This window comes from Geodermatophilus obscurus DSM 43160 (assembly GCF_000025345.1).
Taxonomy (GTDB): Bacteria; Actinomycetota; Actinomycetes; order Mycobacteriales; family Geodermatophilaceae; genus Geodermatophilus; species Geodermatophilus obscurus.
In genome coordinates, this window is sequence record NC_013757.1 from 221,086 (window position 1) to 241,635 (window position 20,550).

Here is a 20,550-nt window from a genome sequence, read left to right on the forward strand (position 1 = left end):
GTCAGCTCGTCAGGACGGCCAGCCCCCAGCACGCGACGGCGACGGCGACCAGGGTGCCGCCCATGCCGACGGCGGTCGCGACCGGACCGGGGGCCGGTGTGATCGACCGGCCGGTGCGGGGATCGGGCACCGGGACGCTGAGACGCAGCACGGCCACCAGCGACGGGATCCACAGCACCGCTCCTGCGGTGAGCACGATCCAGGCCGGCATGCCCAGGGCCGGCTCGTCGTCGACCAGGCCGACCACCCCGTTCGCGACGAGGAAGCCGCACAGCGCGCCCAGCAGGGTCGGAACTGGGCGGGCCGCCGCGGACCAGCGGCTGCGCGGACGGCGGAATCCGGCGGCGTACTCCCGTGCCGGGCCGAAGGCCTCGCGGGGGTCCTCGCCGGTGTCGGCGACGTGGCTCTCCACCTCGGCGACGATCTCGCCGATCCGCTCGGGTGCCACGTTCCCCGCCCGCAGCGCCTGCACCAGCTCGCGGCGGTAGGTGTCGGTGCCGGCGGTCATCGAGGACTCCCCACGGACGGGAGCAGGCCGGCGGCCCGCTCGGTGAACGTGTGCCAGGCGGCGGCCCGCTCGGCGAGGTGCGCGCGGCCGTGCGGCGTGACGGTGAAGAACTTGCGACCCGGCCCGCCCGCGCCCTCGCGCCAGGACGACGTGACCAGCCGGTCCTGCTCGAGCCGATTGAGGACCGGGTAGAGGGTGCCGCCCTTGACCGCCCCCAGGCCGGCCGCCTGCAGGCGCTGGGCGATCGCGTAGCCGTAGGTCTCCTCCTCGGCCACGACCGCCAGCACCGTCAGCGGCAACGTCGCGCGCAGCCACTCGGCGGGCCAGGGTTCGAGCGGCACGACTAGACCGTATCTCTGACTAGTCAGTGAGACAACCTAGTCGGGCTCGTGTGACCACTGTGACCGGAACTACTGCCCGGCGCTCGGCGGTGCCACCATGGGCGGTGCCATGAGCACCGACACCGCAGCCACGCCCAGCACCGACGACACCTCCCTCGGCGAGCCGACGACGCCGCCCCGCGGGCCGGTCACGTCGGCGTCGTACTCGATCACCGTGCGGCTCACCGCCGACGGCGACCCGGCGTCCATCGGCCGCATCGCGACCGCGGTGGGATCGGCCGGCGGCGCGGTGACGGCGATCGACGTCGTCGACTCCCGGTCCGACGGCCTGACCGTCGACGTCACCTGCTCGGCCGCGGACGCCGCACACTCCGAGGAGATGGTCGACGCGCTGCGCGCCGTCCCCGGGGTGAGGGTCCGCAAGGTCAGCGACCGCACCTTCCTGCTGCACCTGGGCGGCAAGCTGGAAGTCGCCTCCCGGGTGCCGCTGAAGACCCGCGACGACCTGTCGATGGCCTACACCCCCGGCGTCGCGCGGGTCTGCCTCGCGCTGGCCGACAACCCCGACGACGTCCGCCGTCTCACCATCAAGGGCAACACCGTCGCCGTGGTCACCGACGGGTCGGCCGTCCTGGGGCTGGGCGACATCGGCCCCGGTGCCGCGATGCCCGTCATGGAGGGCAAGGCCGTCCTGTTCAAGCGCTTCGCCGACATCGACGCCTGGCCCATCTGCCTGGACACCCAGGACGTCGACGAGATCGTGCGCACGGTGGAGCTCATCGCCCCCGGCTTCGGCGGTATCAACCTCGAGGACATCGCCGCGCCGCGCTGCTTCGAGATCGAGGCCCGGCTGCGCGAGAAGCTCGACATCCCGGTCTTCCACGACGACCAGCACGGGACGGCGATCGTCGCGCTGGCCGCGATGCGCAACGCGCTGCGGGTCGTGGACAAGCAGCTCGAGGACGTGAAGATCGTGGTGGCCGGCGGCGGCGCGGCCGGGACGGCGATCGTGCACCTGATGCTCAAGGCCGGCGCCCGGCACGTGCTGGTGTGGGACCGCGAGGGGATCCTCTCGCCGGACGACGAGCGGCTCTCCCCGGCCAAGCTCGACCTGGCCCAGCGGACCAACCCGGAGTGCGTGCGCGGCGAGCTGCCCGACGCGCTCGACGGCGCCGACGTCTTCATCGGCGTCAGCGCCGCCAACGTGCTGCCGGTCGAGGCGCTGGCGCGGATGGCCCCGAAGGCCGTCGTCTTCCCGATGGCGAACCCGACCCCCGAGGTCGATCCGGTGCGCGCCCGGCAGCACGCCGCCGTCGTCGCCTCGGGCCGCTCGGACCTGCCCAACCAGATCAACAACGTCCTGGCGTTCCCCGGGATGTTCCGGGGGCTGCTGGACGCGCGGGCGCGGGAGATCAGCGACGGGATGCTGCTGGCGGCGGCGGAGGCGATCGCCTCCGTAGTCAAGGACGACCAGCTCAACGCCAACTACATCATCCCGAGCGTCTTCGACCCCGCCGTCACCCAGGCCGTCGCCGCCGCGGTGGCCGACCAGGCGCGGCAGGAGCCCGGCGCGACCGCCCCGGTCACCGAGGACGGCGACCTCGTCGGCTGAGGTCCCCGCCGGACCGGCTACGGCTGGTCGGTGTCCTCCCCGGCCGGTGCCGACTCCTCCGGCTCGAAGGTGTCGGCCTCGCCGAGCCCCATCCCGACGCCGGAGGAGTCGGTGGGGACCGACGGTCCGCCGCCCCGGTCCTGCTCCGGCGCCGACGGACGGGTCTCGTCCACAGGCGGACGGCCCTGCTGGTTCTCGGTCATGTCCCGGCTCCTCTCCTGCGGGGGCATCCGCCCCACCGCGGTGCCGTCCATCGTGGGCGCAGACCGGTCGTCCGGCCAGGTGCACCCGATCGGGGACGGCGCGACGGGGTCTTCCGCGGGATGATCGCGGGATGCCCGAGTTGCCCGAGGTGGAGGCGCTGACCGCGTTCCTGCGTGAGCACGCGGTCGGCTCCGTGGTGACCCGCGTCGACCTGGCCGCCGTCCAGGCGATCAAGACCTTCGACCCGCCGCTGTCGGCGCTCGGGGGGCTGGAGCTCACCGGCGTCGCCCGGCACGGGAAGTTCCTCGACCTCGACGTCTCCGGCCTGCACCTCGTCGTCCACCTGGCCCGGGCCGGCTGGCTGCACTGGCGCACCGGGCTGCCGACCGCTCCGCCGAAGCCGGGCAAGGGGCCGCTCGCGGTCCGCGTCCACCTCGAGGACGGCGACGGCTTCGACCTCACCGAGCAGGGCACCCGCAAGGGGCTGGCGGTCTACGTCGTCCGTTCGCCGGCCGAGGTGCCGGGCATCGCGCGGCTGGGGCCCGACGCCCTCGCCGTCGACCGGGACACCTTCGTCGCGCTGCTGGCCGGGCGCAGCGGGCAGCTCAAGGGCGCGCTCACCGACCAGACGCTGCTGGCCGGCATCGGCAACGCCTACTCCGACGAGATCCTGCACGCCGCGCGGCTCTCGCCGTTCAAGATGGCCGACAAGCTCAGCGACGACGAGGCCCTGCGCCTCTACGACGCGATGCGGGCGACCCTCACCGAGGCGCTCCAGCGCCAGGTCGGGCAGGAGGCGGCCACGATGAAGGGCGAGAAGCGCTCGGGGCTGCAGGTGCACGCCCGGACCGGTCTGCCGTGCCCGGTGTGCGGCGACACCGTCCGCGAGGTCAGCTTCGCCGACACCTCGCTGCAGTACTGCCCGACCTGTCAGACCGGCGGCAAGCCGCTGGCCGACCGGCGGATGTCCAAGCTGCTGCGCTGAGGACCCCGCAGGACTCACGGCAGCGCGCCGCCGACGGACCACCGGCGATGGCCAGGATCACCACCCCGGCACAGTCGTGCTCTGCCCACCAGGGTGGGCAGAGCACGACTGTGCCGCGGGGCGATCGCCTCTCCTGCGACGAACTCGGGCTCTCCGTCAGTCCGCCATGCGGCGGGCGGTGAGCCAGGAGGCGGCCCGCGCGACGACAGAGCTGCCCGCCCCACCGTCGCCGGTCTCGGCCGGCTCGTCGGCGAGCGAGCCGACCGGCGACCACCAGTCGGTCAGCGGTGGGGGCGCCAGCACGTCGACCCGCTGACCGGGCCGCGGCACCGCCACGCGCGCCTCCGAGCGCTCCGCCGCGGCGCACAGCCGCTGCACCGGCTCGGCCCAGCGGTGGAAGGCCAGGTTGAACGTCGCCCAGTGCACCGGCACCAGCAGCCCGCCCCCGAGGTCGCCGTGGGCGCGGACGGCCTCCTCCGGCGTCATGTGGATGAGGGCCCAGGCGTCGTTGTAGGCGCCGATCGGCAGCAGCGTCAGGTCGAAGGGGCCCTGCAGCGCGCCGATCTGGGCGAACGCCGGCGTGTAGCCGGTGTCGCCGCCGAAGAAGACCCGGTGCCGCGGCCCGGCGACCACCCACGACGCCCACAGCGTAGTGTCCCGGGTGAGGAACCGGCCGGAGAAGTGCCGCGCCTCGGTGCAGGTGAGGGTCAGGCCGGCGACGTCCACCGCGCCGTCCCAGTCCAGCTCGACGACCCGCTCCTCCGGCACGCCCCAGCCGCGCAGGTGTGCACCCAGCCCCAGCGGGACGACGAACGGCGCGCTCTGCGAGCGCAGCAGCGCCCGCACCGTGGGCAGGTCGAGGTGGTCGTAGTGGTCGTGCGAGACGAGCACGGCGTCGACCTGCGGCAGGTCCTCCAGCGGCAGCGGCGCCGGGTGCAGCCGGGTCGGCCCCACCAGCGGCGACGGCGACACCCGCTCGCCCCACACCGGGTCGACCAGCACCCGCCGGCCGTCGACCTCGAGCAGCGCGCTCGAGTGGCCGAACCAGGTCACCGCGAGCTCGGCCGCTTCCGCGGGCAGCTCCGGGCGGACCAGCGGGATCGGGCGCGCCGGCAGGCCGGTGTGCCGCTCCTCGTGCATCTGCCGCAGCAGGCCGCGCTGCGCGTTGGCCGGGGGCCGGGCCGGCGTGCTCAACCGGTTGTGGAAGCGGCCCTCGGCGAACTGCGGGGAGCCGGCGGCGGAGGCCTGCACCTCCCGCTGGCCGGCGCCGAGGGCGGTGGGCAGGCCCCAGGCGGCGCGGGCGACCCACGCGACGGGTCCGGCGAGGGTGGCGGTGAGGGCGAGCGCGGTGCGGCGGGCGGCGGAGGACGGCACGACCTCCAGCATCCCAGCCGAGGACGCGGCGGGGACGGCGCTCGGGTGGTTGCCGGCCGGGGACCGGCGTCCGACGATGGCGCGCATGACCGAGGACGCGCGGCCGGCCGACCCGGACGCGGACGGCGGCGACCCGGCGTGCTGGCTGCGGCGGGTGTGCCCGGCGTGCGGACGGCTCGCCGACGTCGACCCGCCGGTCCGCTGCGCCGCCTGCGGGGAGCTGCTGCCGGCCGACTAGACGGCTACGCGGCGCGGCGGGTGACCCGCGGCGCGGACAGGACGAAGTCGCACAGCGCCCGGCGCAGCGCCACACCCATCCGGTCGGCACGCACGTGCAGCTCGTCGCGCCCCGCCAGCGGCAGCCCCTGACCGGCCACGTGGGCCACCAGCGCGAGGTCCTCGGCGAGCACCCGCTGGGCGGAGGCCACCTCGCGCTCGACGTCCGCGGGCGCGGGCAGCGGGTTGCCCGGGCCCGACGACAGCAGCAGCCGCGTGTAGATGCGGGTGGAGTCCGCGTCCTCCGGCTGGAGCAGGTGCTGGACGGTGGTGACCGCGCCGGAGTCGAGCGACTCCAGGCGCATCAGCAGCTGGAACGGCGCCCGGTACACGGAGGTCGCCCGGCGGCGCTGCCGCAACGGCCGCTCGCCGGTGGCCACGCCCGGGTCGGTGACGGCGTCGAACCACTGCTCGTGCGCGCTGCGGAAGCCGCCGGGCTCGGGCGCGACGTCGTGGGCGGCCACCTCCGGGTGGTCGGCCGCGCTGGTGCTGCCCCCGTGCAGGAACGGCATGTGCGCTACGTCGAGGAGGACGTCGGCCAGCACGCCCGCCGTCCCCGCCGAGCGCTGCGGCGGCAGCCAGCCGGTCACGAAGCGCCGGTCCCGGTCCTCGGGGACCTCCAGCGGCACGTCGCGCGGCTCGGCCGGCGCCAGCCACACCACCCCCAGCCGCTCGCGGACGCCGTACGCCGGCGGGTCGACCTCCAGGCGGTCGGTGCGGCGCAGCGTCCAGGTGCGCCCGAGCAGCCGGACCTGCAGCCAGCCGCCGGGCCGCAGCTCGCCGGAGAGCGCCACCGGGTGCCACGCCGTCTCCAGCGCCGGGTCGAGGTTGCCGAGGACCGGCCCGTCCGGCGCCGGGGGCGGCGGGACCAGCTCGGCTCCGGTGTCGCCAGCCGGGCGCGGCGGGGCGACGGCGGTCCGCTCGGGGGCCAGCCACACCCAGCCGTGTCGCTCCTCGACCGCCCAGGGCACGGGGAGGTCCGCCCGCGGGGGCGCGGTCCCGTCCGGGCCGAGGGAGGGGATGGAGAGGCAGCGACCCTCGCCGTCGTACTGCCACCCGTGGTACGGGCAGGTCAGCCGGCCGTCGACCACGGTGGCCGCGCTCAGCGGCACCAGCCGGTGCGGGCAGCGGGCCGGGAAGGCACTCACCTCGGCACCCGGGCTCAGCCGGACCAGCACGTAGGCCCGGCCGCCCGCGCCCACCGGCAGCGGCTCCATCCCGACCTCGGCAGCGCGCGCCACCGGGTACCAGCCCGTCATCGTCCTCGCGGAAGTCCCCATGGCCCATTGCAGCGCCGCTGCGTTCCCGGTCGGTTACGGCTGTCGCACGTCTGGGCGTCGTCGGGCCGTCGGCAGGCCGCGGAACCTCGGTGGCACACAACGAATTCGTCTCCGACGGCACACGACCGGCCGTTATGTCTCTAGAGTGACCGCGATCACCGGAAGCAGGTGACCAGGACGACAGGGAGAGGCACCGTGACACCACCCGCTGAACGCAGGCTCCTGACGCCGGAGGAGTACCGCGAGGCCCAGGCCTCCCCGGAGTTCGTCGAGCTGAAGCGACGCTTCCGTCGCTTCGCCTTCCCGATGACCGTGGCCTTCCTGGCCTGGTACCTGCTCTACGTCCTGCTCTCGACCTACGCGCCGGACTTCATGGCCACCCTGGTCTTCGGCAACGTCAACCTCGGCATCCTGCTGGGCCTGGGCCAGTTCGTGTCGACGTTCGTCATCACGCACGTCTACGTGGCGCACGCCAACAAGCGCACCGACCCGATCTCCGACGACATGCGTGGGCGGCTGGAGCACCACGAGTACGCGCGCCCCGGTGGTGTCGGTGTCACCCGGAACGCCGACGAGACCCGCGGAGGACAGCACTGATGCTCTTCGCTGCCCCCGCCGCTCCGGCGACGACCACCGTCGGGAACCCGGCGGTCAACATCTCGATCTTCGGGGCCTTCGTCCTCGTCACGCTGGCCATCACCTTCAAGGCCAGCCGCAACAACAAGAGCGCGGCCGACTACTACGCCGCCGGCCGCAACATCAGCGGCACCCAGAACGGCCTGGCCATCGCGGGTGACTACCTGTCGGCCGCGTCGTTCCTCGGCATCGCCGGCGCCATCGCCATCTACGGCTACGACGGCTTCCTGTACTCCGTCGGCTTCCTCGTCGCCTGGCTGGTCGCCCTCCTGCTCGTCGCCGAGCTCATGCGCAACACGGCGCGGTACACGATGGCCGACGTGCTGGCCTTCCGGATGCGCCAGCGGCCCGTCCGCACCGCGGCGGCGACCTCGACCCTCGTGGTCAGCCTCTTCTACCTGCTCGCCCAGATGGCCGGCGCCGGCGCGCTGGTCACTCTCCTGCTCGGTGTCACCGGAGAGCTGGCGCAGGCGGTCGTCGTGATCCTCGTCGGTGCGCTGATGATGGTCTACGTGCTCGTCGGTGGCATGCGCGGCACGACCTACGTGCAGATCATCAAGGCGACACTGCTCATCGCCGGCGCCGCCGTGATGACGGTCTGGGTGCTGGGCAAGTACGGCTTCAACCTCTCCGCGCTGCTCGGCGGCGCGGTCGAGACCTCGGCGACCCAGGCCACACCGCGCGACGTCCTGTCCCCGGGGGGCCAGTACGGCGCCACCAGCATCTCGAAGCTGGACTTCATCTCGCTGGCGCTCGCGCTGGTGTTCGGGACGGCCGGCCTGCCGCACGTGCTGATGCGCTTCTACACCGTGCCGACGGCGAAGGACGCCCGTCGCTCGGTGGTCTGGGCGATCTGGCTGATCGGCATCTTCTACCTGTTCAGCCTGGTGATCGGCTACGGCGCGGGCGCGCTGGTCGGCGCGGACACCATCCTGGCGGCGCCCGGAGCGGTCAACGCGGCAGCGCCGCTGCTGGCCTTCGAGCTCGGCGGCACGATCCTGCTCGGCGTCATCGCCGGCGTCGCGTTCGCGACGATCCTCGCGGTGGTCGCCGGCCTGACGATCACCGCGTCGGCGTCCTTCGCGCACGACATCTACGCCTCGGTCATCAAGAAGGGCCAGGGGAACCCGGAGGCCGAGGTCAAGGTGGCCCGGATCGCCGCGGTCGTGATCGGCGCCATCTCCATCGGGTTGGGCATCCTGGCGCTGCAGGCCGGGCTGAACATCGCCTTCCTGGTGGCTCTGGCGTTCGCCATCGCCGCCTCGGCGAACCTGCCGACGATCATCTACACCCTGTTCTGGCAGCGGTTCACCACGCAGGGCGCGCTCTGGTCGATCTACGGCGGCCTGATCGCCTGCGTGACGCTCATCCTGTTCTCGCCGGTGGTGTCCGGGGCGCCCGTCAACCCGGCGACCGGCAAGAGCCCGTCGCTGATCCAGAACGTCGACTTCTCCTGGTTCCCGCTGAACAACCCCGGCCTCGTGTCCATCCCGCTGTCGTTCTTCCTCGGCTGGCTCGGCACGAAGCTGTCCAAGGAGCAGCCCGACGAGCTCAAGAACGCCGAGCTCGAGGTGCGGGCACTCACCGGGATCGGTGCGGAGAAGGCCGTCGCCCACTGAAGAAGGACCCCGCGCCCCCCACCGCTCGTTGAAGGACCCCGTCCTCCCACCCCTCGCAAGCTCGGGGCGGGACCCGGGACGGGGCCGGCGGGGCCCTGCACGGGGCCGGTTCCAGCACCTCGCCAGGCGCGCGTCCCCGTTTGCGGGGGCGCGCGCCTCGCGCGTTCCGGGGGCTCCGGGTTGCCCCTCGATGATCAGGTCACCTGATCGAACCGGTTCCTCCCCTCATGACCGGTTGTGAGGGAGGAATCCCAGGGACCAGGTCACCTGATCATCGGGCGACGGGCGACGGGCGACGGGCGACGGGCGACGGGCGACGGGCGACGGGCGACGGGCGCCGGGTCAGGCGGCGGGTGCGGGCCCGGGTGCCAGGACGGTGTCGGCGGGCGCGACCGGAGCCGGGACGGCGACGTGGACGCGGCGGTGGCGGACGGCCCAGCGGGTGACCAGGCCGGTGAGGACGACGAGCCCGGCGACCAGGTGCTGGCCGGGCGCGGAGACCGCGACGGCGAGGGCCGCGGCGTAGACCACCGTCAGCAGGACGGCGGGGACGGACAGGTGCACGGTGCTCTCCTCCGGCGGGGGCGGCCCGCCGGCCGGCGGCCGGATCTCGCGGGACCCGGCCACCGGCGCGGCGACGGCTCGGGTGGAACGGGGGTCAGGACCTCACTTGAGCATGTCCTTGGCCTTCTGCAGCAGTGACTGCCCCGGCATCTGCGGCGTGGAGAACAGCCGCGGGTCGCCGGGCGGGAGGATCGGGGCGTCCGCCGTCGCCTCGATCGGGCGGGCGCGGAACTCCGAGCGGCCATCCACGGACGGGCCCGACGCCCACCGGCCGGCCGAGGCCTCGGGGCCGTCGGAGGCGTCGACGAAGGTGTAGCCGAGGTCGCCGACCTCCTCCTCCAGCGGGAAGGCCTCGGGCACCGGGATACCCTCGATGCCGTCGGACTTGAGCTCCTCGGTCGCCGCCAGCCACTGCTGCTGGTGCATGTGGTCGCGGGTGATGAGGAACCGCAGCATGTCCTTGACCCCGGGGTCGTCGGTCATGTTGTAGAGCCGGGCGACCTGCAGCCGGCCCTGCATCTCGGCCGTGGCGTTGTACATGAAGTCGGCCATGAGGTTGCCGCTGGCGGTCACGTACGCGCCGGTCCACGGGTTGCCCATGGCGTCGATGTAGGACGCGCCCTGGCCGTTGACGATCAGGTGCTGCGGGTTGTGCTGCCCGTACCCGGCGGCGGCCTCCTTGGTGCGGTCGGCCGAGTCCGGCTTGAGCGGCGCGTGGTCGAGCAGCCGGTCGATCATCGTCACGATCATCTCGACGTGGGCCAGCTCCTCGGTGCCGATGGCCAGGAGCATGTCCTTGTACTTGCCGGGCAGCCGGCAGTTCCAGCCCTGCAGCAGGTACTGCGTGGCGACGGTCATCTCGCCCCACTGACCGCCGAGGATCTCCTGCATCTTGCGGGCGAAGTCCGGGTCGGGACCGTCGGGCTTGGCCTCGTACTGCAGGGCGTGGGTGTGGGTGAACACGGGGGCTCCCTTGCGTCGTCGCGACCACCGCCGCTGCGGTGACACCAGGGATCTGCCCACGCCGGGTGGCCCGCCGGTGCCGAGCGTTGGCCCCCGCGTGCCAGGTTGGGTGGCCCGTCGGACGGCCCCCGGCCGCGGAGCGCACGGGAGACGCCCCGCAGGGCGGCGCGGGGAGGGGGGTCCGAGACCGGAAGATGGCCTCCCTGCAGGGGGGCAGGGAGGTCCCCTGTCAGCGGTCGGGGAGCTGCACGGTCAGCCGCAGCGACTCGCCGTCGTCGTCCGCGACGATCCGGCCGCCGAGCTCGCCGGTCTGCCGCCGCACCGACCACAGGCCCAGGCCGGTGAGGTCGACGGGGGGTGCCTCGGTGCGCAGGTGCCCGAGCAACTGCTCCGGGCGGACGACGGCCTGCGTCAGCGCCAAATCGACCCAGCCGGGGCGACATCGGACGGACAGGCGGACCGCCGCACCGGCCCCGTGCCGGTGGGCGTTCTCCAGCAGGTTGGTGAGGATGCGCTGCACCCGGGCGTCGGCGACGGCGACGTCCTCGGCGCCGGGACCGAGCTCGAGGGTCAGCTGGGCGGCGGACAGCCCGGACGCGGCCATCGACGCGCGGACGACGTCCCCCAGCCGGCGCGTTCCGCGACCCAGCGGCGCCGCTCCGCCCGTGGCAGCCGCCGTCCGCAGCATGGAGGCCAGCTGCGCGGTCTGCGCGCGGGCGAGCTCCAGCACCTCCTCGGGGTCCGGCGCCGGACCGGCGGACGGCTCGGCCGGCCGCCCCAGGGCCCCCAGCAGCGCCTCGAGCGAGGCCAGCGGCGAGCACATGTCGTGGCACAGCGCCTGGACCAGTGCCTCCGGGGGGGCCGGCAGATCGGGGGTGTCGGGCCGTTCCGGCGCGCGGCGCCGCAGCAGGCGGCGCAGTGCGGCAGGCAGCACCCGGCCGGGCTCGAGGGACGTCGGGGGGTTGGCGGCGAGGGTCATGGGCACCTCCGTGGTGCGTCCGGTCAGCCGCGCCGGTGCAGCTGTCCGTCTGGGGGAAGATGGAGCAGAGCGACGCCGGTGCTGAGCGCCGCCGACCTGTCGACGTCGTGCTCGTCGACGACCACCCGTTGTTCAGCCGCGGTCTGGCCCTGCTGCTGCCGGGTGTGAGCGAGGGGCAGGTCCGCGTCGTGGCCACCACCGACGACGCCTCGGCGGCCGCGGCGATGGTGCGCAGGCACCATGCCGACGTCGCCGTCGTGGACCTGCACATGCCGCCACCGGGCGGCACGCGGGCGATCGCGGCGATCCGCCGTGCGGACCCGACGGTGCGGGTGGTGGCGCTGTCCGGTCAGGCCGAGGAGGACGCCGTCCTGGAGGCCCTGCGGGCCGGGGCCGCGGCGTACCTGCCCAAGACCGCCGACCCCGAGCTGCTGGTGCGCCCGCTGCTCGCGGTGCTCGACGGCTGGTCGGTGATCCCCGAGGACCTGCTGCGCCGGCTGCTCGAGGACTCCGCGCCCTCCGGGGAGCAGGGCCTCGCGGACCGGCTGACCGCCGACGAGCGCCGGCTGTGGCGGCTGGTGGCCGACGGCACGAGCACGGTGGAGATCGCCACGACCCTGCACGTGTCCGAGCGGACGGCGAAGCGGCTGGTCGCCGCACTGCTGCGCACGCTGGGCGTCGCCACCCGCGTCGAGGCCGCGGCGCTGGCGGGGCGGGTGCACCTGGGCGGCAACGGCAGGCAGGGCTGAGATCCGCACCGGCGCAGGACCGCATCTCATCGCCCCCCGGCTACCCGCCACGGTGATCGACACTCGTGGCGGCGTGGGCGGATGGACCGCGGCCGGTCCTCGGCGCAGACCGGGCCGGCCGGACGGTCAGCGGGGAGCCAGCGTCCCCGCCCACGTCCCCGACGAGGCCGCAGCGGTGAAGCCGGCCACCTCGGCGGCGGCCATGTCCACCGCGGCGTAACCACCGCTGCCGGCGCCCACGCAGGCGACGACGGTGGCCAGCCCGGCCCGCCGTTGGAACACGCTCTGCCGCACCTGCCACCCCACGACGGCCCGGCGCTGCAGCACCGCCTGCTCGCGCACCAGCCAGCCGCTGCGCACGCTGAACGACCGGGGCCCGGCTCCGTGCCCGAGCGCCCGGAAGCGGCCGATGCCCATGGGCACGCCCAGGACGGTCAGGACGACGCCGGCGACCGGCACCCACCACCAGCCGAGGGCGACCGCCGCCCAGGTCCCGGCCGCGGTGACCAGCAGCCCGGCGGCCAGGGCGCGCACCAGCCGCCGGCGCAGGGCCGCGGGCGGGTGGCCAGTCAGCGGGCCGGGGTCCTCGACGAGCCGGCCCAGCAGCCGCAGCGCCTCGGCGCGCGGCCCCAGCGGCAGCAGCTGACCGCGGCGGTTGGCCTGGCCCAGGCCGGTGACCAGCGCGTTCACCCGTGCCGCGCGCACCCAGCGCATGCCGAGACCCTCGCTGAGCGTGCCGCCGCGGATGCGGTCGACCTCCAGCTCGGTGTGCCGCCGGGTGAGCAGCCCGCGGACGGCGACCAGCGAGCCGCCGCGTCGCACCAGCCGGTAACCCCAGTTGACGACGGCCGCCCCCACCACCGCGGCCAGCGCCAGCAGCGGCACCGCGGCCACCAGGCCGGCGACGACCAGGTGCGGAGAGGGCTCGGGGCCCGCGAGGTCCGGGACGACGGCGTCGGGGAGCTCCTGCACCAGCCGGAACAGCGTGCCGACCGCGGCCAGCGGGACGACGAGGTAGCTGCCGACCAGCGGCGCGTAGAGCAGCCAGCGGGGCCGGAAGCGGGAGAGCTCCTCCTCGACCGGCGCCTCCGGGGGCTGGTCGCCGTCCGGTGCCGGCGCCCCGGTGGGACGGCGGGCCAGCAGCCGGGTACGGAGCCGGTCGCCCTCGGCGCGGGGGACGCCGTCGACGACGAGCTCCTCCTCGTTCGTCCCGACCGAGCCGGCGGCGGCGTCGATGCGGACCCGCACCAGCCCGAGCAGCCGGTGCAGCGGCGGGGCCTCGACCTCCACGCCACGGATGCGGTCGTTGGGCACGGTGCGCACCGAGCGGGCCAGCAGGCCACGGGTGACCACCACCGCCGTCGGCCCGTCGGCGTAGCCGAACCGCCACCAGCTCAGCACGGCGCCGGCCAGCGACAGCGCCGTGATGACCACCGCCATGACGACGACCGTGAGCAGCCCGTCGTCGAGGCCAACCACCGCGGCGACCGGGATGAGCACCGGCACCAGCTGGCGGGCCTGCCGGAAGGTGGCGGTGTGCACCAGCACGACGCGGGGTGACGTCCGCCGCGGCTGCGTGCCGGCGTCGATCACGTCGCCTCGTCGCGGACCAGCTCGGCGCGGCGCGCCAGGTCGTCGGCGACCCGCTGGGCCACGTCGGCCTCCAGGTGCAGCACCCGGACCGTGCCCTGCGAGGACGCGGTCAGCACCGCCACGGTGGCCAGCCCGAACAGCTGCTGCAGCACGCCCCGGGTGACGTCGACGGTCTGGATCCGCGAGATGGGCACCAGCGTCCAGGTGCGGGTCAGCCAGCCGGTGAGGGTGTAGACCGCCTCGCCGGTGACCTCCCAGCGGTGCACGCGATAGCGGATCCACGGCCGGATGCCGATCGTCACGGCGGCCTCCAGCACCGCGAACGCCACGAGCGCCCAGCGCAGCGGCGACGGAAGTCCGCCGTCCGGGACGAAGACGAACACGGCCGTGACCACGACGACCCAGAACAGCGCGCCGATCACGCCCTCGGTGACCCACAGGCCGATGGCCGAGCGGGACAGCGACCAGGCGGGGTCGCGGACGGGCGCGGGAGCGTCGGCGGTCATCGCCCCCATCCTGTCAGCGAGCCCGGCCGTGATCATGGGGTTCGTGCCGACCTCCACGGCGAGTCCGCGCGTGTCCCCCGCGACGACCCCATGATCGACGCAGTGGTGCGCAGCCGTAGCCGCACGCCGCGCCGGTGGCACGATGGGACGCGTGATGCCGCAGCAGGTCCCGACCGTGCCCGCCAGCGAGGTGCCCGAGGACGCCGTCGTCCTCGACGTCCGTGAGGACGACGAGTGGGTGGCCGGCCACATCGACGGTGCCACCCACATCCCGATGGGCGAGGTCCCGGCGCGGCTGGACGACCTCCCCGAGGCCGACCCGCTCTACATCACCTGCCGCGGCGGGGGGCGCTCGGCCCGCGTGGCCGCCTGGCTCAACGCCAACGGCTACGACGCGGTCAACGTGGGCGGCGGCATGGGCGAGTGGGAGGCCGCCGGCCGGCCGATGGTGAGCGAGACCGGCCAGCAGCCCTTCGTGCGCTGACAGCCGGGGGAGCATCGCAGCGAGCTCTGCGAGCGAGGAGCGGATCCCGGCGCGGAGGCGCACCGGTGCGGTCGTGCGCTGACAGCCGGGGGAGCATCGCAGCGAGCTCTGCGAGCGAGGAGCGGATCCCGGCGCGGAGGCGCACCGGTGCGGTCGTGCCCTGACAGCCGGGGGAGCATCGCAGCGAGCTCTGCGAGCGGAGGACGTCGGCCGTACGGCTCAGGCCGTTCCGGACGTCGCCGGCACCGGAGGGCAGCCGCCCAGCACGTCGTCGGTGAGCATGAACCGGCCGAGTGCGGCCCACGCCGCGCCGTAGTAGCTGGGCGCCGACTGCGCCAGGTGGTCGGCGTCGACCAGCTCCTCGACGGCCCGGCCGGCGTCCCCGGCGGCGGCCACCGCCGCAGCCTGACCAGCCGCGGCGACGACCGACTCGCCCGGGGCGACCGGTGACCCGCCCAGGTCGAGCTCGGCGCTGTCCCCGCCGCGGTCCAGGGGTTCGACGACGGCCGCGGCCAGGGCGCGATCGGCCGGGTCGCAGGACTCGGCGAAGCGGATCGGCGTCCGGGTGGCGTCGTAGCCGTACCGCACGCTCTGCCCCCTGCCCATCGCTCCGGGCATCGCCTCGACGGTGCCGTCGGCGCGCACCTGCGCCCAGTCGGGGGGCAGCGGCGCCTGGCTCAGCAGGGCGGCCGTGACCGCACGGCTGCCCTCGGCCAGTTCCGTCCAGCGCGGGTCACCCGAGGCGGCCGCGAGCACCGCGGTGGCGCCCGGCGAGGCGTAGCTCGGGTTGTACGCGTAGGGCTCCGTCGTGGCCCACTGGCCGGCGGTGAGGATGCGGCCGGCCGCCGTCGGCACGGTCTCCAGGTCGAGCACCGCCCGTCCGAGGTCCAGCCCCGCGGCGGTGTACTCGGGGCGCCCGAACTGCTCGCCGGCGAGGACGAGGGCCCGGGCGGCGTCCAGGTCGGCGTCCGAGGCCGACGACGCGTCGACGACGCCGCCCTCCTCCCACCGCCAGCTCAGCAGTCCGTCGGGGCGCTGCAGGTTCTCGCGCGTCCAGTTCCACGCGCGGGCGAAGGTCTTCGCATCGCCGAGGCCCACCGCCACGAGCATGGCGTAGGCCTGTCCCTCGCTGACGGTGTCCCCGCCCTGGTCGGGGCGCACGACCTGGCCGTCCTCGTCGACGTACCCGTCGAGGAATGCCCGCCCGGCCTCCGCGGCCGTGTAGGTGCGCAGCTCTGCGGGAGGGGCCGGCGCGACGGTGGAGGGACCGGTGGGAGAGGGAAGCGGGGCGCCGGTGGTGCCCCCACCCCTCGTCCCCACGACGGCCGCGAGGACGACGACGAGCAGCGCGAGGACGCCGAGGGCGCCCACGGTGATGCCGCGCGGGCTCACCTCGACAGCCCCTCGTCGGTCCGCATGCCGAGCGGCGTGGCCTCTGTTCTCACGTCGGGCAAGATACAGACAGGGTCTTGGTGCCTTACGTTACCGAATCGTTATGCGAATCGGGGCAAGCCGGGCTGCGGCCCCGGTGCGGCGGTCCGCGTCAGCGGTCCCCACCTGCGCGGATGTCGGAGCGTGCCGGTGGTCACTCGACCTGGACCACCTGGGATGGCGGCTGTCGATGTGGCGCGCGTCATCTGATTGGACGCGATTCTCTGACACTCCGTGGTTGGCCCGGCGCCGGTCGTGAGTGATCAGGAAAGCCCAGGTGAGAGCCCTTTCCGACGCAGGTACGTTCGGCGTCCGGTACCGCGGGGGGTGTCGAGCAGGGCGTGCTCCCGAGTCGTCCGGCGGTCGCCGGTTGGGAGATGTCCGTGTTGCTGCAAGCGCTGTGGCGTGCCCAGATCGCCCGGTTCGCCCTCGTGGGGCTGGCCATGACCGCTCTGCACCTCCTGGTCTTCCGACTCGTGCTGCCGTGGTCGGTGCCCGAGGCTGCCAACGTCATCGCCTTCCTCACCGCCACGCAGGTCAACTTCGCGCTGAGCTACTTCTGGACCTGGTCCGCCCGGCGCCCCGTGGGTCAGGAGACGATCCGGTCGGTGCTGCGGCGCGCCCTGCTGTTCAACGGCTCGGCTGCCCTCGGCTTCGGCGTCAACGCCGTGGTCTTCTCCGCGGCCCACCGCGTGGCCGGCCTCGGCCCGACGGCGAGTGCGCTCACCGCGACCGTCGTCAGCGCCGCCGCCAGCTTCCTGCTCAGCTCACGGGTCGTCTTCGCCCGCCGGGAGGTCCTCACCGCCGCGGACCTCGTGAACCCATCCGGGCCCGGCCCCGTATCCCCTCTCGTCACCCCGCCCAGCGCCGAGTGGGAGCGCGTGAGCGCCTCGTCGACCACGTCCCCGTCCGTCAGTCCGTGGAAGGTGTCCCAGCGGTGAGCCAGCGCAATCCCGATCTCGACATCGTCGTCCCCGTCTACAACGAGGAAGCGCGGCTCGGGGCGACGCTGCGTGCCCTCACGGCCCACACCGCCACGCTCCCGCTGAGCGTGGCGATCACCGTCGTCGACAACGGCTCCGTGGACCGGACCGCCGAGGTGGTCGACGAGGTCGCCGAGCGCCGCCCGGACAACACCGTGCTGCGCCTCATCGGCTGCGCGCGGCAGGGCAAGGGCGCGGCCGTGCGCCGGGGTCTGCTGGCCAGCACGGCCCGGTGGCGGGGCTTCTGCGACGCCGACCTGTCCACGCCCCCGCAGGTGCTCACCGACGTCATCGGCCACCTGGAGCGGGGCGCTCCCGTCGTGATCGGCTCGCGGCGCGCCCCGGGGGCGAGCTACGCCGTCCCCCAGCCCCTGGTCCGGCGGCTCGGCTCGTCCACCTTCCGGATGCTGACCCGGCCGCTCGTGGGTGACGTCGCCGACACCCAGTGCGGCTTCAAGTTCTTCTCCGGTGAGGCGGCCGAGCAGGTCTTCCGCCGGGTCACCGCCAACGGCTTCGCCTTCGACGTGGAGGTCCTCGCCGTGGCCAACCGCCTCGGCCTGCCGGTCGTCGAGGTGCCGGTCCGGTGGACCGACCAGGCCGGCTCGTCCTTCCACGTCTGGACCCACGGCAAGCGGGTCGTCTCCGAGGTCGTCGCCGTCCGCGCGGCGCTGGCGAGGATGTCGTGAGGTGGGCGGTACCGCCTTCGTCCGTGGTCGTCCTCAACTGGCGGGACCGTCGGCACCCTGCGGCCGGCGGTGCCGAGCTCTACTGCGAGCGCCTCGCGCGTGAGCTGGCCCGCCGCGGCCGGTCCGTCGTCCTCGTGACCAGCCGGCCGGCCGGCACCGCGGCGCGGGAGAGCCTCGACGGCTACTCCGTCCGTCGGCTGGGCAGCTGGTGGAGCGTCTACCCGTTGGCGCTGCTGTGGCTGCTCCGCCACCGGCGGTCGGTCGGCGCGGTCATCGACTCGCAGAACGGCGTCCCCTTCTTCAGCCCGCTGGTCCTCGGACCCCGCACGCCCGTGGTCCTGCTGGTCCACCACGTCCACCAGGACCTCTTCACCCGGGCGCTGCACCCGCTGGCCGCGCGGCTGGCGCGGTGGCTGGAGGGTCCCGCGAGCCGTCGGGTGTACCGGCGCCGGACCGTGGTCGTCCTCTCGCCGTCGGCGCGCACCCAGGTCCGGCGGCGGTTGCGCTTCGACGGCGCCGTCCGGGTCGTGCCCACCGGCGCCGACACGCTCGGCCTGCGGGGCGAGCGCTCCGCTGCGCCGCGCATGGTCGTGGTGGGACGCCTGACGGCCTACAAGCGCCTCGACTCGCTGGTCGACGCCATGGCGGAGGTCCAGCGCTGGCTGCCCGACGCCGAGCTGCACCTCGTCGGCAAGGGGCCGGCGCGCCGCGATCTCGAGCAGCGGGCGCGCGCGGCCGGTGCGCGGGTCGTCTTCCACGGCCGGCTCCCCGACGTCGAGCGGGACGAGCTCCTCAGCACCGCGTGGCTGACGGTGAGCGCCTCCGACGGCGGGGACTGGGCCGTGTCGCTGGTCGAGGCCAACGCCGCCGGCGTCCCCGCACTCGCCCGGCGGGTCAGCGGCCTGCGGGACACCGTCCGCCACGGTCAGACGGGGTGGCTCGTCGACGGCTCGGAGGACGGGCTGGCCGAGGCGATCACCCGGGCGCTGGTCACCCTCGCCGATCCGGTGGTCGCCGGCACCGTCTCGGAGCGGGCACGCGCCTGGGCCGACCGCTTCACCTGGGCGCGGACGGCGGACGGCGTGCTGCAGGCGCTCGACACCGAGCGCGCCCGGCTCGAGCGGCAGCTGCACGGTCACCGCGAGCGGCGCACCGGCAACGACCTCGTGGTCGTGCTCAGCGTCGCGCAGTCCGCCCTGCCGGAGGGCTGGGAGTCCCTGCGGCGCACCAACGACGTCTGGGTCTCCGACGGCACCACCGTGCGCGCCCTGCTCACCGGTGCCGACGAGGGGGACGTCGAGGTCATCCTGGCCCGGCTGGGGATCCGCCGGGACGGCCCCTCCGTCAGCGTGCTCGTGGCCCGGCACGCCGACCTCCTCGGCGGCCGCTCCCTGCTCGACGAGCCGGTGGTGGACCTGGTCGAGGGCGTCGAGCGCGCGGCCGCCTCGCTCGAGGACCAGCGACCCGGCGGGCGCGGAGGCCGGCATGCGGCGTGACCTGCTGATCGTCCGGGACGGTGACGCCCGGCTCCGCCCGGGGGCCGCGCGCCGGGCGCAGCGCCGCCGGCGCCGCACCGCTGTCGTGGCCGTCGTCGCCGCGGCGGTCTCGGTGGTGGGCGGGATCCGCCTCGCGGACGACGTCCAGCGGGCCGCCGCGGTGGTCGCGGCCGACCAGCCGATGGTGGCCTCGGACAAGACGGTGCTGACCGACCTCTGGCGGGACTACCGGCAGACCCACCTGGAGCCGGGCACCGGCCGCACGCTGGTGCTCCAGGACGGCGCGGTCACCACGTCCCAGGGCCAGGGCGACACGATGCTGCGGGCCGTCTGGATGGACGACCAGGAGACCTTCGCCCAGAGCTGGCAGTGGACCAAGGACAACCTGCAGCGGGACGACGCGCTGCTGGCCTCGAGGTTCGGGGAGCGGCCCGACGGGTCCTACGGCATCCAGGCCGAGCTCGGCGGGGAGGACCCGGTGAGCGGCGCCGACGTCGACGTCGCGTTCGCACTGCTGATGGCCTACTCGCGCTGGCAGGAGGACGACCACCTCTACGACGCGCTGCCGCTGATCGAGGCCGTCTGGGAGCGGTCCGTCGTCCGGGTCGACGGCGGGCCCGTCCTCGTCGCCAGCGACTCGGAGCGCGACGACGCCGGCCAGGTGCTGGTCACCCCCGCCTCCTTCGCGCCGTACGCCTTCCGCGTGTTCGCCCGGGTGGACCCGCAGCACGACTGGCCGGCGCTGGTCGACAACTCCTACGCCCTGCTGGCGCAGCTCGCCGACGAGCCGCTGGACGCCGACCGGACCGCCGGCCTCCCGCCGGACCGGGTGTCCCTCGACCGGCGCACCGGGGAGTTCAGCGCGGTGGGCGGCGACGTGACCACGCAGTCCGGCCGGGACGCCCTGCGCCTGTCGTGGCGGCTCGCCCTGGACCACGCCTGGTACGGCGACGAGCGTGCCCTCCGCCTGCTGGAGGGACAGTCCGTGCTGGCCGACAGCTGGACCGACCAGGGTCGCCTGGTCGCGGCCTACGACCGGGACGGCACGCCCGCTGTCGACCGCGAGTCACCGGCCGTGTACGGCGGCGCGATGGGCTACTTCGACACCGTCCGGCCCGACCTGGCCGACGAGGTCTACGCCGACGAGCTGCTGCCGCTCTACGACGCCGACAGCGGGGACATGGCCGAGCAGCTCAGCAACGACGACGCCAACTGGGTGTGGTTCGGGATGGCGCTCCACCTCGACGAGCTGCCCAACCTGAACGTCACCGAGGAGTAAGC

At 74.6% G+C, this 20,550-nt stretch carries 22 protein-coding genes; 11 read left to right on the forward strand and 11 right to left on the reverse strand.

Translation table 11 applies throughout. From position 1 onward, the window contains the following. Position 1 precedes the first annotated feature (1 nt). Together GOBS_RS01035 and GOBS_RS01040 are read right to left on the reverse strand one after the other, a co-directional pair. Positions 2 to 508, reverse strand: a complete 507-nt coding sequence (locus tag GOBS_RS01035; RefSeq protein WP_012946457.1) for an HAAS signaling domain-containing protein — start codon at positions 506 to 508, stop codon at positions 2 to 4. Then, the gene (locus GOBS_RS01040) at positions 505 to 849 is read right to left on the reverse strand and encodes a PadR family transcriptional regulator (protein ID WP_012946458.1); all 345 of its coding nucleotides are present in this window, start codon (positions 847 to 849) and stop codon (positions 505 to 507) included. Before GOBS_RS01040 ends, GOBS_RS01035 begins: the two co-directional genes overlap by 4 nt. A 109-nt stretch (positions 850 to 958) precedes the next feature. On the opposite strand from GOBS_RS01040, the gene GOBS_RS01045 reads away from it, so the two are divergent. Beyond that, a complete protein-coding gene (locus GOBS_RS01045) occupies positions 959 to 2,461 on the forward strand; it encodes an NAD-dependent malic enzyme (RefSeq protein WP_012946459.1) in 1,503 nt (500 codons plus the stop codon). Positions 2,462 to 2,478: 17 nt separating this feature from the next. On the opposite strand, the gene GOBS_RS01050 is transcribed toward GOBS_RS01045, so the two are convergent. Continuing rightward, positions 2,479 to 2,664, reverse strand: coding sequence for a hypothetical protein (locus tag GOBS_RS01050; protein ID WP_166487239.1), 186 nt, complete (start codon positions 2,662 to 2,664; stop codon positions 2,479 to 2,481). A gap of 131 nt (positions 2,665 to 2,795) precedes the next feature. Between GOBS_RS01050 and GOBS_RS01055 the strand changes: the two genes are divergently transcribed. Next, positions 2,796 to 3,650, forward strand: a complete 855-nt coding sequence (locus tag GOBS_RS01055; protein WP_012946461.1) for an Fpg/Nei family DNA glycosylase — start codon at positions 2,796 to 2,798, stop codon at positions 3,648 to 3,650. Between the two features lie 156 nt (positions 3,651 to 3,806). Here the strand turns inward: GOBS_RS01055 and GOBS_RS01060 are convergent, their stop codons facing one another. After that, positions 3,807 to 5,111, reverse strand: a complete 1,305-nt coding sequence (locus GOBS_RS01060) for an MBL fold metallo-hydrolase (protein WP_243697610.1) — start codon at positions 5,109 to 5,111, stop codon at positions 3,807 to 3,809. Between GOBS_RS01060 and GOBS_RS26980 the strand changes: the two genes are divergently transcribed. Beyond that, complete coding sequence (locus GOBS_RS26980) at positions 5,110 to 5,262, forward strand: hypothetical protein (RefSeq protein ID WP_166487225.1); 153 nt, start codon at positions 5,110 to 5,112, stop codon at positions 5,260 to 5,262. The two genes, GOBS_RS01060 and GOBS_RS26980, sit on opposite strands and share 2 nt — an antisense overlap. Before the next feature lie 4 nt (positions 5,263 to 5,266). Here the strand turns inward: GOBS_RS26980 and GOBS_RS25020 are convergent, their stop codons facing one another. Continuing rightward, complete coding sequence (locus GOBS_RS25020; RefSeq protein ID WP_243697611.1) at positions 5,267 to 6,559, reverse strand: Rieske 2Fe-2S domain-containing protein; 1,293 nt, start codon at positions 6,557 to 6,559, stop codon at positions 5,267 to 5,269. A 216-nt stretch (positions 6,560 to 6,775) separates the two neighbouring features. On the opposite strand from GOBS_RS25020, the gene GOBS_RS01075 reads away from it, so the two are divergent. Together GOBS_RS01075 and GOBS_RS01080 are read left to right on the forward strand one after the other, a co-directional pair. Further along, entirely contained in the window at positions 6,776 to 7,177 is a 402-nt protein-coding gene (locus tag GOBS_RS01075; RefSeq protein ID WP_012946464.1) for a DUF485 domain-containing protein, read from the forward strand. Then, positions 7,177 to 8,835 carry a solute symporter family protein gene (locus GOBS_RS01080; protein ID WP_012946465.1) on the forward strand — a complete coding sequence of 553 codons (1,659 nt, stop codon included), beginning with the start codon at positions 7,177 to 7,179 and terminating at the stop codon, positions 8,833 to 8,835. Before GOBS_RS01075 ends, GOBS_RS01080 begins: the two co-directional genes overlap by 1 nt. A gap of 342 nt (positions 8,836 to 9,177) precedes the next feature. On the opposite strand, the gene GOBS_RS01085 is transcribed toward GOBS_RS01080, so the two are convergent. The 3 genes from GOBS_RS01085 to GOBS_RS01095 all read right to left on the reverse strand — a co-directional run bounded on the left by GOBS_RS01085 (position 9,178) and on the right by GOBS_RS01095 (position 11,341). After that, positions 9,178 to 9,399: a hypothetical protein gene (locus tag GOBS_RS01085; protein WP_012946466.1), complete on the reverse strand. Its 222-nt coding sequence runs from the start codon at positions 9,397 to 9,399 to the stop codon at positions 9,178 to 9,180. Between the two features lie 102 nt (positions 9,400 to 9,501). Then, complete coding sequence (locus GOBS_RS01090) at positions 9,502 to 10,362, reverse strand: manganese catalase (protein ID WP_012946467.1); 861 nt, start codon at positions 10,360 to 10,362, stop codon at positions 9,502 to 9,504. Positions 10,363 to 10,591: 229 nt separating this feature from the next. After that, positions 10,592 to 11,341 (reverse strand): histidine kinase, encoded by a 750-nt coding sequence (locus tag GOBS_RS01095; RefSeq protein WP_012946468.1) that lies wholly within the window; start codon positions 11,339 to 11,341, stop codon positions 10,592 to 10,594. Positions 11,342 to 11,376: 35 nt separating this feature from the next. Between GOBS_RS01095 and GOBS_RS01100 the strand changes: the two genes are divergently transcribed. Further along, complete coding sequence (locus tag GOBS_RS01100) at positions 11,377 to 12,090, forward strand: response regulator (RefSeq protein WP_012946469.1); 714 nt, start codon at positions 11,377 to 11,379, stop codon at positions 12,088 to 12,090. A 126-nt stretch (positions 12,091 to 12,216) separates the two neighbouring features. On the opposite strand, the gene GOBS_RS01105 is transcribed toward GOBS_RS01100, so the two are convergent. Both GOBS_RS01105 and GOBS_RS01110 read right to left on the reverse strand, forming a co-directional pair. Further along, the gene (locus tag GOBS_RS01105) at positions 12,217 to 13,683 is read right to left on the reverse strand and encodes a PH domain-containing protein (RefSeq protein WP_012946470.1); all 1,467 of its coding nucleotides are present in this window, start codon (positions 13,681 to 13,683) and stop codon (positions 12,217 to 12,219) included. Beyond that, entirely contained in the window at positions 13,680 to 14,189 is a 510-nt protein-coding gene (locus GOBS_RS01110; RefSeq protein ID WP_166487240.1) for a PH domain-containing protein, read from the reverse strand. Before GOBS_RS01110 ends, GOBS_RS01105 begins: the two co-directional genes overlap by 4 nt. A gap of 154 nt (positions 14,190 to 14,343) precedes the next feature. Here GOBS_RS01110 and GOBS_RS01115 point away from each other — a divergent pair, with 154 nt between their 5' ends. Beyond that, a complete protein-coding gene (locus GOBS_RS01115; protein ID WP_243697710.1) occupies positions 14,344 to 14,673 on the forward strand; it encodes a rhodanese-like domain-containing protein in 330 nt (109 codons plus the stop codon). Positions 14,674 to 14,892: 219 nt separating this feature from the next. Here GOBS_RS01115 and GOBS_RS01120 read toward each other — a convergent pair whose 3' ends face one another. Continuing rightward, complete coding sequence (locus tag GOBS_RS01120) at positions 14,893 to 16,065, reverse strand: family 8 glycosyl hydrolase (RefSeq protein ID WP_012946473.1); 1,173 nt, start codon at positions 16,063 to 16,065, stop codon at positions 14,893 to 14,895. 422 nt (positions 16,066 to 16,487) lie between these two features. On the opposite strand from GOBS_RS01120, the gene GOBS_RS01125 reads away from it, so the two are divergent. Genes GOBS_RS01125 through GOBS_RS01140 form a run of 4 tightly spaced genes read left to right on the forward strand, consistent with a single transcriptional unit; the run spans position 16,488 to position 20,548 of the window. Beyond that, positions 16,488 to 17,045 (forward strand): GtrA family protein, encoded by a 558-nt coding sequence (locus GOBS_RS01125; RefSeq protein ID WP_012946474.1) that lies wholly within the window; start codon positions 16,488 to 16,490, stop codon positions 17,043 to 17,045. Then, positions 17,042 to 17,773, forward strand: a complete 732-nt coding sequence (locus GOBS_RS26985) for a dolichyl-phosphate beta-glucosyltransferase (RefSeq protein WP_012946475.1) — start codon at positions 17,042 to 17,044, stop codon at positions 17,771 to 17,773. The genes GOBS_RS01125 and GOBS_RS26985 overlap by 4 nt, the downstream gene beginning before the upstream one ends. Before the next feature lie 23 nt (positions 17,774 to 17,796). Continuing rightward, positions 17,797 to 19,269, forward strand: coding sequence for a glycosyltransferase family 4 protein (locus tag GOBS_RS01135; protein WP_049788104.1), 1,473 nt, complete (start codon positions 17,797 to 17,799; stop codon positions 19,267 to 19,269). Further along, positions 19,259 to 20,548 carry a glycosyl hydrolase family 8 gene (locus GOBS_RS01140; RefSeq protein ID WP_012946477.1) on the forward strand — a complete coding sequence of 430 codons (1,290 nt, stop codon included), beginning with the start codon at positions 19,259 to 19,261 and terminating at the stop codon, positions 20,546 to 20,548. The genes GOBS_RS01135 and GOBS_RS01140 overlap by 11 nt, the downstream gene beginning before the upstream one ends. Positions 20,549 to 20,550: the final 2 nt, after the last annotated feature.

Coding starts and splice junctions, on each gene's coding strand:
- GOBS_RS01140 (WP_012946477.1), top strand. CDS start 19,259: ATGCGGCGTGACCTGCTGATCGTCCGGGACGGTGACGCCCGGCTCCGC.
- GOBS_RS01110 (WP_166487240.1), bottom strand. CDS start 14,189: ATGACCGCCGACGCTCCCGCGCCCGTCCGCGACCCCGCCTGGTCGCTG.
- GOBS_RS01045 (WP_012946459.1), top strand. CDS start 959: ATGAGCACCGACACCGCAGCCACGCCCAGCACCGACGACACCTCCCTC.
- GOBS_RS01055 (WP_012946461.1), top strand. CDS start 2,796: ATGCCCGAGTTGCCCGAGGTGGAGGCGCTGACCGCGTTCCTGCGTGAG.
- GOBS_RS01060 (WP_243697610.1), bottom strand. CDS start 5,111: ATGCGCGCCATCGTCGGACGCCGGTCCCCGGCCGGCAACCACCCGAGC.
- GOBS_RS26980 (WP_166487225.1), top strand. CDS start 5,110: ATGACCGAGGACGCGCGGCCGGCCGACCCGGACGCGGACGGCGGCGAC.
- GOBS_RS01050 (WP_166487239.1), bottom strand. CDS start 2,664: ATGACCGAGAACCAGCAGGGCCGTCCGCCTGTGGACGAGACCCGTCCG.
- GOBS_RS01035 (WP_012946457.1), bottom strand. CDS start 508: ATGACCGCCGGCACCGACACCTACCGCCGCGAGCTGGTGCAGGCGCTG.
- GOBS_RS01095 (WP_012946468.1), bottom strand. CDS start 11,341: ATGACCCTCGCCGCCAACCCCCCGACGTCCCTCGAGCCCGGCCGGGTG.
- GOBS_RS25020 (WP_243697611.1), bottom strand. CDS start 6,559: ATGACGGGCTGGTACCCGGTGGCGCGCGCTGCCGAGGTCGGGATGGAG.
- GOBS_RS01080 (WP_012946465.1), top strand. CDS start 7,177: ATGCTCTTCGCTGCCCCCGCCGCTCCGGCGACGACCACCGTCGGGAAC.
- GOBS_RS01115 (WP_243697710.1), top strand. CDS start 14,344: ATGCCGCAGCAGGTCCCGACCGTGCCCGCCAGCGAGGTGCCCGAGGAC.